Raw genomic sequence first — 12,336 nt, forward strand, 5'->3', positions numbered from 1 at the left:
ATAATTAGTAATTTTTTATACAATTTAGTCGCTATAGCCCTTGTAATTTTTAAATTACCCATCACTATTAAAAACATGGCAACACCGTTGTCACTCATTAGGAGTGCTCATGTCTGAAATTATTATGAATCAAGAAACCTTAGAGCCTCAGGTTCCAAGTGTATTACCACTTTTGGCGCTACGTGATGTGGTGGTGTATCCACACATGCAAATTGCGCTATTTGTCGGTCGTGAAAAATCGATCAATGCAGTTGATGTGGCTCGTAACAGTGACAATCTAGTATTTGTAGTTGCGCAAAAAGATTCGCTTACAGAAGAAATTGATCACGACAACCTCTATCAATACGGTACTGTCGCGAAGATTGTGCAAGTTGTGAATCACGAAAATGATGAAAACTGTATTAAAGTCCTGATTGAAGGACTGTATCGTGCCAAGCTCAAAACCATCATTGATGAAAATGAGTATTTGACTGCTGAGCATGAACTTAGCCCAATGACTGTATCAGTCGATGAAACCACTCAAGCTACGCGCTTACAGGAGCTGCGTGCCCTGTTCGCTCAGTATGCTGAAGCAAAACTTCGTAATGCTCGTGAGCTGATTGCAGCGGCGAATAAAATCGAAGACTTACTGCAGCTGTTATTCTTCGTAGCGACCCGTGTTCCTCTGAATATCGAAGTGAAACAGAAATTCCTCGAATACGACGAGTTCGATGCACATTTAACTGAGTTGATGACATATTTATTGCAACAGTCTGAAGAACAGCAGATTGAACAGACTTTGCATGACTCGGTTAAACGTCAAATGGAAAAAAACCAGCGCGAATACTTCCTGAATGAAAAAATGAAAGTCATTCAGCGCGAGCTTTCCGATATGAATGGCGGTGCAGAAGATGACGTTGCGGAAATCGAAAAACGTCTGGCTGAAGCTGATCTGCCTGAGCATGTGCGTAAGAAAGCGGAATCTGAGTTCCGTAAACTCAAAGCAATGCAACCAGCCTCTAGCGAAGCTGCGGTAGTTCGTAACTATCTGGAAGTGATTCTAGATACGCCATGGAACAAAGCCAGCAAAGTTAGCATTAACCTGAACAAAGCTCAGGAAATCCTGGATGCCGATCACTATGGTCTGGACGATGTCAAAGACCGTATTGTGGAATATCTGGCGGTTCAGTCTCGCGTGAAAAAATTACGCGGTCCAATCCTGTGTCTAGTCGGTCCTCCAGGTGTAGGTAAAACTTCCTTGGGTGAATCGATTGCCAAAGCGACTGGCCGTGAGTTTGTCCGTATGGCCCTCGGTGGTGTACGTGACGAAGCAGAAATTCGTGGTCACCGTCGTACCTACATTGGTGCGATGCCAGGTAAGATCGTGCAGTCATTGACCAAAGTTGGCGTGAAAAACCCGCTGTTCCTGCTCGATGAGATCGACAAGATGGCTCAAGACTACCGTGGTGATCCAGCTTCTGCGATGCTTGAAGTACTTGATCCATCACAGAACAACAAGTTCAACGATCACTATCTTGATCTTGACCTTGACCTGTCAGAAGTGATGTTCATCTGTACTGCCAATAGCATGAATATTCCAGAGGCCCTGCTGGACCGTATGGAAGTGATCCGTCTGCCTGGTTATACCGAAGAAGAGAAAGTTAACATTGCTGACCGTTACCTTGTTCCTAAAGCAATTAAGAACAATGGTTTACGTGCTAAAGAGTTGACTGTGCATGAAGAAGCGATTCGTGACATCGTGCGTCGTTATACGCGTGAAGCTGGTGTTCGTAACCTTGAACGTGAAGTGTCTAAAATTGCACGTAAGGTAGTGAAAGAAGCGGTTAGCAAGAAAGCTAAAAATCTTCAGGTTGAAGTGAATGCAGGTAATCTTCCAGATTACTTGGGTCCACATAAATTTGACTACGGTATGGCGGAAGAAGAAGCTCAAATCGGCCGCGTAAACGGCTTGGCTTGGACTTCAGTGGGTGGCGAGTTACTGACTATTGAAGTTGCAGCAGTACCCGGTAAAGGTAAATTCATTACCACCGGTTCACTTGGTGATGTAATGAAAGAATCAATTACCGCTGCCATGACTGTCGTTCGTACCCGTGCGGCTGAATTAGGTATCGAAGCTTCCCGCTTTGAAGAAACTGATGTGCACGTGCATTTACCAGAAGGTGCGACTCCGAAAGATGGCCCATCTGCAGGTTTGGCACTGACGACTGCTCTAGTGTCTGCATTCACCGGTATTGCGATTCGCCCAGATATTGCGATGACAGGTGAAACCAGCTTGAGTGGCCGTGCAATGCGTATCGGTGGTTTGAAAGAGAAGCTGCTTGCTGCGCACCGTGGTGGCATTAAACTGGTGTTCATTCCACAGGAAAACGTTCGCGACCTTGCGGAAATTCCTGAGAATGTAAAAGAAGGCTTAGAAATCAAAGCTGTTAAATCGATTGATGAGATTTTACCTTTGGCTTTGATCGATATGCCGAAATCACTGGTCAAACCACCAATTGTGAAAGCGAGCGAAGAAGCTAAAGCTGCACGTCATTAAGACCTAAAGGCTTTGAAAAACACCCTGCTCTGGCAGGGTGTTTTTGTATCCAAACGAAGATAATTTTAAAGACGAATCACCATATCGACCAAACCATTCACGACCTGAGCCATCTTGGTCAGATCCAGTTTATCTAAGGTATCCTGCTCGGTATTGTAGTAAGGATTACGATAATACGCTGTATCTGTAATCAGCATAGTTGAATAGTTAAACTTGGCATAATTCAAATAGCCAGAAAAATTCATGTCCTGAGCAAATGCCGGACTAATAAAACGCTGACAGTCTAGCCGCTTGAAACGTTGCATGGACGTGCAGTAATCTCCTGTCAAACTGGCTGATGCCAAATGTCCAATCGCAGCAATGAAGTTCCCATGCCGTGGATAGATCCATTTCAAACCTGTCGGATAGGTCTGCACTAGATTTTCATCATAATAGCCAATAGAATCCAGAATAATGACACCTTTCACTTTTTGCTTCTGGATCTTTAGTACTTTGGCATGTAAATAACTTCCCATATGTTCAGTCTTGAAATATGGTGGCTCCTCCAGTGTATAGAAAGCAAACTCGATATTATGTTTGAGTTTTGACTTTTGTAAGGCCAGTAATCGAGCTGTTTCCAGTACCCCTGCTACACCAGAAGCATTGTTATCAGCTCCATACAAGTCACTAAAGACATCATAATGGGCGCCAATAACCAGTTTGGTTTTGGCTTTGGAATTCAGCTGACATACCACATTTCTATAGCTTAGGTTATTTACAATATAGTTTTGGAACTGACATGGAATGCCAAGCAGACGCATTTGTTCTTTGAGCCATGCGGATACTCGATTCAATTCACTTGTATTTTTAAAATTCCGGTATTCGTCCACACTGATAATCTGTTTGATAAACAGTTCCAGATGTTCTGGCTGAGCCTGTTTGGAGGAAAAATTTGCAGGCGCAGCAAAGCTCATGCCTGAACTGGTTAAACCAAGAATAATTAGTAGAAAAGTACAAGATCTTTTAATAATGAAACTGGTCCGCATTTCTTATTATCCATTCCTTTATTATCAAGCGGATACTTGAATCATGGATATTAAAGCAACATTAAATTCATGATTTCAATTTCAATTTGTTTCCCTAGCTCAACTTCGTGTTGTTTGATCGTTATAATGAAGTATCTAATTATTGATCCAGTTCTATGAAAATCCGTATCTTAACCATCGGCCAGAAAATGCCGGCTTGGGTGTTGACAGGCTTTGAAGACTATTTCAAACGTATCCAGCCTTTTGTACAGACTCAGGTGGTTGAATTGCCCATGGCGAAACGGGGCAAAAACGATTCTGAAGCCGATATTCTGAAATACCGGAATATTGAAGGTGACAGTATTTTAAATGCCTTAAAACAGAATGAAGTCCTGATTGCACTAGAAGTCGGTGGACGTGAGTTTAGTACGGAAAAACTGGCTGAAACTATGAAAGGCTGGATGCTGGAAGGTCATGATATTGCCTTGGCGATTGGCGGGCCAGATGGCCATTCTGAAGCAGTTCGAAAAGCAGCAGCCTGGCATTGGTCTCTGTCTAAACTTACCTTGCCACATCCGCTAGTCCGTGTAATGCTGATTGAACAACTGTATCGTGCCATGAGCATTAACCATAATCATCCTTATCACCGTGCAGGCTGATCTGTTGATGCGTTCTGATTATGCAACGTTTTGTTGAACAATCACCCCTGCCTTTGCTTTCCTTTTTATTGCATGATTAAAACATTGAATTAATGTGGTTTGACTTATGAACTTACAGACTTTGCCCGGCTTATTTATTTCTCATGGTTCTCCCATGCTCGCGCTCAATCCTGAGCAGGTTGGCCCGGCATTGCACCGTTTAAGCCTGAATCTGCCACGTCCAACTGCCATTATTGTTATGTCGGCACATTGGGAAAGTGAAGCTCTGGAAGTCAATACAGGTATTCGTCCTGAAACTTGGCATGACTTCCGTGGCTTTCCACATGAATTGTATGAGTTACGCTACCCAGCTCCCGGCAATCCAGAGCTGGCTGAGCAAGTCTTGGGCTTATTGGCCAATGCCGGTCTCTCTGCACATGCCAACAGCACCCGTCCGCGTGATCATGGCGTCTGGATGCCGCTCTTACATATGTATCCAGAAGCAGATATCCCAGTAGTTGAAATTTCTTTGCCGATGTCGATGAGTGCAGAAGAGATTTATAAGATTGGCCAGACTTTGTCGCCACTTCGTGAGCAGCAGGTTTTCCTGATCGGGTCAGGGAGCATTACCCATAATTTGCGTGAATTGTCCTGGCAGGGAAATAGCGATGAAGTTCCGGAATGGGCATCTACCTTCCGAAACTATGTGGCCAATAAATTAACCCATAGTGATTTTGATGCCGTTCTGGACTGGCAGTCTATTCCTCAGCTAAAACGTAATCACCCAACACTGGAACACTTTGCTCCACTGTTCTTTGCTATGGGTACCGGCAACCGTTTCAGCATCGTACACAGCAGTTTTACGATGGGCGCTTTGGGGATGGATATCTACCGTTTTGACTAACCGATAGCTCCGCTTATTTAAAATCTGACTTTTTAATTTGGATACATTTTGTTAGCAAAAGCTACGATTTGTATCCATATTTTTTGCTAATCTCTTGATTATAATCACGTTGAAACTTTAGCACATAGAATATAAACAAATGAAATTCAGTATTTTTGCGCTTGCCCTACTCCCTTTGGCTTTAACTGCATGTCAATCTTCTCATCTTCCTGTCACTTCAGGAGATCCGGCTATTTCTACTCTATCTACTACATTAAAAACGCCTACACAAATTTTGCCTGCTTATACTTGGGAACTTGATCGTGGGCTGCAACGCCCGATTGTTCTGAGCTTTGATCAGCAAGGCAGACTGAGTGTCGCTTCTGGCTGTAATGGCCTTGGCACGAGCTGGACTGTTAAAGATAATACCCTGAGTACGGGTGACATGATGGGCACCATGATGGCATGTGATGCACCATTAATGGAACAGGAACGTTTTATCAGCCAGCTTCTGCAAAAGCGTGATATTCCGTTTAGTCTGGATCTAAGTGATGCCAATCAGCCGAAACTGAGTATTACTGCAGCTGATAGTCAAAAATATGTCTTTACCGGAAAAATGACACCGGAAACCAAATACCAAGGTCAGGCAGAAACCATTTTCCTAGAAGTTTCACCGCAGACTAAAGCCTGTACGGGTGTAGCTCAACAAACCTGCTTGCAAGTAAAAGAAATCAAATATGATGAAAAAGGCTTAAAGACTCAGGTCGATAAAGACTGGGCTTTATTCTATGATCAAATTGAAGGTTTTCAGCATACACCGAATGAGCTTCAGATTATTCGGGTCAAACGTTATGAAATTAAAAATCCGGCAGCTGACCAGTCTAAATATGCCTATGTATTCGACATGACCGTACAGCGTGAAGCAGTCAAAGGCACTCTATAACGATAAAATCGCAATATAAAAAAACCGAGGCATTCACCTCGGTTTTTTTTCAAGCTTAAACTCAGTCAGACTTAGAATACGCCTTGAGAAAGCATTGCATCAGCAACTTTTACGAAGCCAGCGATGTTTGCGCCGTCTACATAGTTCACGGTACCGTCTTCTTTCGTACCGAATTTTACGCAGTTGCGGTGAATTTCTTTCATGATTGCGTGTAAGCGCTCGTCAACTTCTTCGAAAGTCCAGCCTAAACGCAATGCGTTTTGAGACATTTCCAGACCAGAAGTTGCTACACCACCGGCGTTAGATGCTTTACCTGGAGCATAAAGGATTTTCGCTTCAACGAATTTCTCAACTGCTTCAAGTGTAGAAGGCATATTCGCGCCTTCAGCAACACAGATTACGCCGTTTGCAAGAAGAGCTGCTGCATCATTCGCATCAAGTTCGTTTTGAGTCGCACATGGAAGTGCGATATCACATTTGATACCCCAAGGACGTTGACCTTCAAGGTATTCAAAACCGTGTTTAGATGCAAATTCAGAGATACGGCCACGTTTAATATTTTTCAGTTCCATCACTTCAGCAAGAAGCTCTTCAGTGAAACCGTCTTTAACGTGAACAGTACCCGCAGAGTCAGATAGAGAAACAACTTTAGCACCCAGGAACATTGCTTTTTCAGCAGCGTACTGCGCAACGTTACCAGAACCAGAGATTGTTACCACTTTATCTTTGAAGCTTTCGCCACGAGTTTTCAGCATCTCTTCAGCGAAATACACTGTACCATAACCAGTTGCTTCTGGACGAGCTAGAGAACCACCGAAAGTCAGGCCTTTACCAGTGAATACACATGAAGTGTCATTGCTGAGTTTTTTCATCATACCAGCCATGTAGCCAACTTCACGGCCACCCACACCGATATCACCCGCTGGGATATCTGTATTAGAACCAAGATGACGATAAAGCTCGATGATTAACGCTTGGCAGAAACGCATGATTTCGCCTTCTGATTTGCCTTTAGGGTCAAAATCAGAACCGCCTTTACCACCGCCCATAGGCAATGTAGTCAGGGCATTTTTGAAAGTTTGCTCGAAACCGAGGAATTTCAAAATAGAAAGGTTCACTGACGGGTGGAAACGCATACCACCTTTGAATGGACCAATCGCTGAGTTGTACTGTACGCGGAACGCACGGTTAACCTGTGTTTGACCTTGGTCATCTACCCAAGCAACACGGAACTGGATCGCACGCTCAGGTTCAACTAGACGTTCTAGTAAACCATGTGCTGCGTATTGTGGATTCTTTTCAATGAATGGCCACAAACTGGTCATCACTTCTTCTACAGCTTGAAGAAATTCGGGTTGATGTGCATCACGTGATTTTACGTAATCTAGGAACTCATTAAGTGTGTTGTATTTCAACGCTTAATCCTCAGCAGAAAATGGATCAAAATTGGTCAAATTTACAATCAATGTTAAATTTTGGCGCAAAATATTAAATATCTTTTGTAACTAATCTACAATACTTTTTTGAAAAATAGTTTAAATTTAATTTGATAACAATTATTTATATTGATTATGAATATTTTTTCTGTGTGCTTAAATACCAACTGAATCAATGCTTAATTGTTAATTTATGCCTGATAATAATGCACAAAGTGACCCTTAATCGTGCATAACTTAGTTCCTTAAAAACATGTTAAAATCATTAAATTGATATATTTTGTTTCATTCACTCTAAGGCTCAGCCCGAGCAGCCTAGGTTATTCATGAATTCGCAGATCTCTCTAGTCCAGTCTATTGATGCTTTATTGCCTCAAACCCAGTGCGGTTTATGTGGTCATCGTGATGGCTGCTTGCCCTATGCTCAGTCCATTGTTAAGGGCGAAGATGCCAATAAATGTGTACCGGGTGGACAGCCCGTCGCTGATGCTCTGGCAGCATTGTTAAATCGTTCTAAACTGCCCGCTGAAGAAAGCGTCTGGCCAATTCAGGCGGATGGTCGTCCTCAGCGCATGAAAGCCATCATCCGTGAAGATGAATGCATTGGCTGTACCAAATGCATCAGTGCTTGCCCGGTCGATGCGATCATTGGCTCAGGCAAATTGATGCATACTGTGCTTACTGACTTGTGTACCGGCTGTGAACTCTGCATTCCGCCCTGCCCGGTAGACTGTATTGATCTGGTCGAAGATCTTCAGCCTTTGCCAACTGAAGCTCAGCGTATTGCTGAACAAGATGATTTGCGTAAACGTTACTATGCGCATATTCAACGTGAAGAAAAACGCCGAATTGACCGTAAAGGTCCAGTGGTTCGTGCAGAAATTAATACAGCCCTATTTGCCCAGTTCTCTGCTCAGGTCGATCAGGTTCCTGTCATTGAAATCGTGAAAAAACCAGCAGATGAAGTGGTTACACTTGATGCCAAAACCACGATTGAGCTTGCTAAATTACGCACACAAATCAAAAAGTTAGAAAAACAGCTTTCTGTTCGTGAGGATGCACGCAAACGCCTGCAACTTGAAGAACTGACGCAGCAATTACAGGCTTTACAGGGATAAGACATGATAACAGTAACAGCTAAGCCTGTAAAAAACATGACTAAAAAACAGATTCAGACTTTCTTTGAGCGCCTGCGTGAGCAGCGTCCGAATCCAAAAACTGAATTGAATTATTCAAGTCCATTTGAATTACTGGTTGCAGTGACCCTGTCTGCCCAGGCTACGGATGTGAGCGTGAATAAAGCCACCGATAAACTGTTTCCGGTCGCCAATACACCGGAAGCAATTTATGCACTTGGTGTAGATGGCCTCAAGGAATATATTAAAACGATTGGCCTGTATAACTCCAAAGCTGTGAACGTCATTAAAGCCTGTGAAATGTTAATCAAGAAGCATAACAGCGTGGTACCGGACAATCGTGCAGATCTAGAAGCTTTACCGGGTGTAGGGCGCAAAACAGCGAATGTTGTGCTGAATACTGCCTTTGGCCAGCCAACCATGGCTGTAGATACGCATATCTTTCGTGTTGGTAACCGTACCGGTTTGGCAGTGGGTAAAAACGTGCTTGAGGTCGAGCATCGTCTGATCAAAGTGATTCCAAAAGAATTTATTATTGATTCACATCACTGGTTGATTTTACATGGTCGCTATTGCTGCATCGCACGTAAACCGAAGTGTCACGAGTGTGTGGTCGCTGATGTCTGTAACTGGCCCGACCGTTTTGAATTTGGTGCAGGTCACGCAATTCCGGTGAAAAATATTGAAGCTGAACTTTAGGTTCAGCTTTTTTAATTTAAGTACTCGAAATTTTTTTATTTTTTATTTTGCTCAGCCTGTTCTTGCTTGCGCTTTTGCTCAAGCTCGGCCTGTAATTTAGGATGCAGCTGACGCTCAGGTACCTTACCCGCATTTTCAGCACGTTCTTCCTGACGTACTTTTTTCAGCATCTTGAAGCTGACATAGAACAGCGCAAACAGTACTGCCAGAAATACAATCATCAATCCCAATACAGCAAATTTCACAGCAGATCCTTTTGAACAACGCAATAAAAAGAGCCCTAATATGACTTAGGGCTCTTTGAAAGTCAAAATGATCGGAAACTGATTATTTTGCTTGATCCAGAATCGCGAAAAGATCTTTTTGAACTTCTTCGATTGGACGTAGACCATTTAACTTGTCATAAGTCGGTGCATTTTCGCCTGAAGCTGCACGGCCTTGATAGAAGCCAACCAGCTGTTCAGTTTCAGTGTGGTATGAACCTAAACGGCGACGAATAGTTTCTTCCTGGTCATCTGGACGTTGTACCAGATCTTCACCAGTTTCATCATCTTTACCTTCCACTTTTGGCGGGTTGTAAACGATGTGATAAACGCGACCAGACGCCGGGTGTTGACGACGACCAGATAGACGTTGAACGATTTCTTCGTCCGGCACATCAATTTCAATTACATGATCAATTGCAATGCCTTCTTTTTCCAGCGCTTCAGCTTGAGGAATCGTACGTGGGAAACCATCAAAGATGCAGCCATTTGCACAGTCAGGTTGTGCAATACGCTCTTTGACCAGACCAATGATCAATTCATCAGAAACCAAACCGCCATTGTCCATGACGCTTTTAGCTTGTAGACCTAATTCAGTTCCTTCACGAATTGCAGCACGGAGCATATCACCGGTTGAAATTTGTGGGATATTGTAGCGCTTACAGATCAACTGAGCTTGTGTACCTTTACCTGCTCCAGGTGGTCCGAGTAAGATAATGCGCATATATAAACATCCTCATTTTTTAACTATGTATAAGATACCCAGCTTCACACGACCAAAACGTGTGCTGCTCTTTGGCATCTAATTATAAGAAAGCCACAAACAAATGGATTAAACCCGCAACAAAACCGGTAACTCCCCCCAGGACAATCAAGATCCATTCATCTTCCTGAAAGGCAGGACGTAATAGATTCTGAAACTCGTTAGGCGTCAAATCACGTATGCGGTCTCTAAACATTTGGTAGATCTTCTGTGCACGGCTCGCATTAAACGCAGGGTCGCTTACAGGCACCATCGTAATTTCAATCGAGCGATCGATCAAGTCTGTCTTGAGTTTTGCATACTCTTTTGGCCCTAAAGACAACTGTAAAGAGGTCCGAACCAGCGGTGTTTCCATAATTTCGTTAATATGACGTTTGACAATACGGCGGGTTTTATCTTTTTTACCACCATACATCATTTCTGTCATGATCGATTTTAGCGTAATCAGATCTTCTGTGACCACACTTGCAAATACGTCAGAGACTTCCTCCTGACGTTTCATAAATGCGCCTTGTATGTTATAGGTACCAATTCTTGGAATCACCGGTTTGATCCAAGGGAATCTGTGATCAGCCGTACGCTTAAAGAATTGCGGGTATTTGATATAGTGCGGTTCTACCGGATTAAACACCATCCAGATCGCAATCCAGTTGGTCAGGAAGCCCCAGATAGCCGCCCAGAACGGTACGGTCCAGTGCCATGGCACCACAAACCAGACCACCATCTGGAACAGGCCAAAGAACATCCCGATCAGGGCACTGATATGCCAGATAAAGTTGATTTCTTTCTGCCCGACTTTCAGAAACATGCGCACCATTAAACGGCGATCGCCTTCCATTTGACTGACCACCATGTCGCGCATATCGACCAGTGACTCGACGTTCATGGTCAGTTCAGTCACTAATTCTTTTAATACCTGTGGCAGCTGTTTATGGGCTTGGGCATAAATACGGCGCTTGATTGAATAAGGCAAGTTTTCCCATAGCACCGCATTACGGTCCATCATGACTTCATCAATCAGATGTTCGAGTTCAAAACCGACCTGTTCCCCGATAATACGTGCCATATCATCTGGATCCATTGCCTGCAAGAACTCCTGGATGGAGCCCAATTTAGATAAGGTATTATCCGTGATAATTCCTGAGATTCTTCCAGCTTTACGCGGCACAATACCTTGCCAGCCAACAGGAACAGGCCCGACATGAAAACCCCAAAAATTAATTGGATAAAACACCATTTTTAGCGCCATCCACACGTGAGCCCATGTTACGAATGCGGTCACCGGGATAATGCTGAGCACTGCCCAAAAATCTGGGCGATTCAAGAAGGCTTGCCACAATTCATTGACGTACTCAAGCATGCATAAATTCCATATTTAATTTTTTGTTCACAGAATACAGGTATTAATAAAGTTGAATATTTTGTCTATAAACCGATACTTAAAGTATAGGAGAATTGTAGTCTGGGTTCAGTTTTGGCTACAACGCGACCATTACTGTCCTGTAATTTCTCCCCCGCCCCAATACCGATACTAAAACTGCTGATCCGTTCTGAACTAAGCAAAACATACGCCAGATCAATGCCCCCACCTAAACGGCTTTCGTATTTGCCATCAACCTGTTTGCTATCGATATGACCGGCATAAGCCCCTACATAATAACCATTTTTGTCCTTGCCGGTGAGGTGTGCAGGATAACGAAAGCCAACTTGTGCTCCAACTGTACGATCATCGTTGAGAAAAGCACCACCTTTCACATAAGCAATCCCATAAGGATTCACCCATTCAGTGTTTAGATGGATAAGTTTCTGGGTAAAACCGACCCCAACATTAAATGCTTTAGGCTCACGATCCTCAGTTCTGTTTGTCGTATTATTCACTTGATCATGTGCATATACCCCATTTGCAAAGAATGCAAATGCCAACAAAGGGTAAACTTTGTTCATTCCTTCACCATCTTCCTTAATTATAGTTTTTGGTAGAGTCCTATTTTTATTTAATTTTGACTTTATCAGAATTATTAAAACTCTTGTACAC

At 43.2% G+C, this 12,336-nt stretch carries 12 protein-coding genes; 6 read left to right on the forward strand and 6 right to left on the reverse strand.

Annotated features, from left to right (window positions below; genetic code table 11):
- The first annotated feature begins 109 nt into the window (after positions 1 to 109).
- Positions 110 to 2,536 carry an endopeptidase La gene (lon, locus tag RJ01_RS06775; protein WP_034170483.1) on the forward strand — a complete coding sequence of 809 codons (2,427 nt, stop codon included), beginning with the start codon at positions 110 to 112 and terminating at the stop codon, positions 2,534 to 2,536.
- Positions 2,537 to 2,601: 65 nt separating this feature from the next.
- Here the strand turns inward: lon and RJ01_RS06780 are convergent, their stop codons facing one another.
- Entirely contained in the window at positions 2,602 to 3,561 is a 960-nt protein-coding gene (locus tag RJ01_RS06780; protein ID WP_034170484.1) for a M28 family peptidase, read from the reverse strand.
- Between the two features lie 155 nt (positions 3,562 to 3,716).
- On the opposite strand from RJ01_RS06780, the gene rlmH reads away from it, so the two are divergent.
- The 3 genes from rlmH (at position 3,717) to RJ01_RS06795 (ending at position 6,004) form a co-directional block, all read left to right on the forward strand.
- A complete protein-coding gene (gene rlmH / locus RJ01_RS06785) occupies positions 3,717 to 4,199 on the forward strand; it encodes a 23S rRNA (pseudouridine(1915)-N(3))-methyltransferase RlmH (RefSeq protein WP_004782895.1) in 483 nt (160 codons plus the stop codon).
- 106 nt (positions 4,200 to 4,305) lie between these two features.
- The gene (locus RJ01_RS06790) at positions 4,306 to 5,082 is read left to right on the forward strand and encodes a dioxygenase (protein WP_034170485.1); all 777 of its coding nucleotides are present in this window, start codon (positions 4,306 to 4,308) and stop codon (positions 5,080 to 5,082) included.
- A 139-nt stretch (positions 5,083 to 5,221) separates the two neighbouring features.
- A complete protein-coding gene (locus RJ01_RS06795; protein WP_034170486.1) occupies positions 5,222 to 6,004 on the forward strand; it encodes an META and DUF4377 domain-containing protein in 783 nt (260 codons plus the stop codon).
- 71 nt (positions 6,005 to 6,075) lie between these two features.
- On the opposite strand, the gene gdhA is transcribed toward RJ01_RS06795, so the two are convergent.
- A complete protein-coding gene (gene gdhA, locus RJ01_RS06800; RefSeq protein WP_034170487.1) occupies positions 6,076 to 7,419 on the reverse strand; it encodes an NADP-specific glutamate dehydrogenase in 1,344 nt (447 codons plus the stop codon).
- A 347-nt stretch (positions 7,420 to 7,766) separates the two neighbouring features.
- On the opposite strand from gdhA, the gene RJ01_RS06805 reads away from it, so the two are divergent.
- The gene (locus RJ01_RS06805; RefSeq protein ID WP_034170488.1) at positions 7,767 to 8,558 is read left to right on the forward strand and encodes an RnfABCDGE type electron transport complex subunit B; all 792 of its coding nucleotides are present in this window, start codon (positions 7,767 to 7,769) and stop codon (positions 8,556 to 8,558) included.
- A gap of 3 nt (positions 8,559 to 8,561) precedes the next feature.
- Positions 8,562 to 9,275 carry an endonuclease III gene (nth, locus tag RJ01_RS06810; RefSeq protein ID WP_034170489.1) on the forward strand — a complete coding sequence of 238 codons (714 nt, stop codon included), beginning with the start codon at positions 8,562 to 8,564 and terminating at the stop codon, positions 9,273 to 9,275.
- Positions 9,276 to 9,310: 35 nt separating this feature from the next.
- On the opposite strand, the gene RJ01_RS06815 is transcribed toward nth, so the two are convergent.
- From RJ01_RS06815 to RJ01_RS06830, 4 genes are all read right to left on the reverse strand, one after another.
- Complete coding sequence (locus RJ01_RS06815; protein WP_034170490.1) at positions 9,311 to 9,520, reverse strand: hypothetical protein; 210 nt, start codon at positions 9,518 to 9,520, stop codon at positions 9,311 to 9,313.
- Positions 9,521 to 9,602: 82 nt separating this feature from the next.
- Entirely contained in the window at positions 9,603 to 10,262 is a 660-nt protein-coding gene (gene adk / locus RJ01_RS06820) for an adenylate kinase (protein ID WP_004782907.1), read from the reverse strand.
- Between the two features lie 82 nt (positions 10,263 to 10,344).
- Entirely contained in the window at positions 10,345 to 11,661 is a 1,317-nt protein-coding gene (locus tag RJ01_RS06825; RefSeq protein ID WP_034170491.1) for a membrane protein, read from the reverse strand.
- 65 nt (positions 11,662 to 11,726) lie between these two features.
- On the reverse strand, positions 11,727 to 12,245 hold the full coding sequence (locus RJ01_RS06830; protein WP_034170492.1) for a hypothetical protein: 519 nt from the start codon (positions 12,243 to 12,245) through the stop codon (positions 11,727 to 11,729).
- Positions 12,246 to 12,336: the final 91 nt, after the last annotated feature.

This window comes from Acinetobacter sp. YZS-X1-1 (assembly GCF_000804305.1).
Lineage (GTDB): Bacteria > Pseudomonadota > Gammaproteobacteria > Pseudomonadales > Moraxellaceae > Acinetobacter > Acinetobacter variabilis.

Coding starts and splice junctions, on each gene's coding strand:
- lon (WP_034170483.1), top strand. CDS start 110: ATGTCTGAAATTATTATGAATCAAGAAACCTTAGAGCCTCAGGTTCCA.
- RJ01_RS06780 (WP_034170484.1), bottom strand. CDS start 3,561: ATGCGGACCAGTTTCATTATTAAAAGATCTTGTACTTTTCTACTAATT.
- rlmH (WP_004782895.1), top strand. CDS start 3,717: ATGAAAATCCGTATCTTAACCATCGGCCAGAAAATGCCGGCTTGGGTG.
- RJ01_RS06790 (WP_034170485.1), top strand. CDS start 4,306: ATGAACTTACAGACTTTGCCCGGCTTATTTATTTCTCATGGTTCTCCC.
- RJ01_RS06795 (WP_034170486.1), top strand. CDS start 5,222: ATGAAATTCAGTATTTTTGCGCTTGCCCTACTCCCTTTGGCTTTAACT.
- RJ01_RS06805 (WP_034170488.1), top strand. CDS start 7,767: ATGAATTCGCAGATCTCTCTAGTCCAGTCTATTGATGCTTTATTGCCT.
- nth (WP_034170489.1), top strand. CDS start 8,562: ATGATAACAGTAACAGCTAAGCCTGTAAAAAACATGACTAAAAAACAG.
- adk (WP_004782907.1), bottom strand. CDS start 10,262: ATGCGCATTATCTTACTCGGACCACCTGGAGCAGGTAAAGGTACACAA.
- RJ01_RS06825 (WP_034170491.1), bottom strand. CDS start 11,661: ATGCTTGAGTACGTCAATGAATTGTGGCAAGCCTTCTTGAATCGCCCA.
- RJ01_RS06830 (WP_034170492.1), bottom strand. CDS start 12,245: ATGAACAAAGTTTACCCTTTGTTGGCATTTGCATTCTTTGCAAATGGG.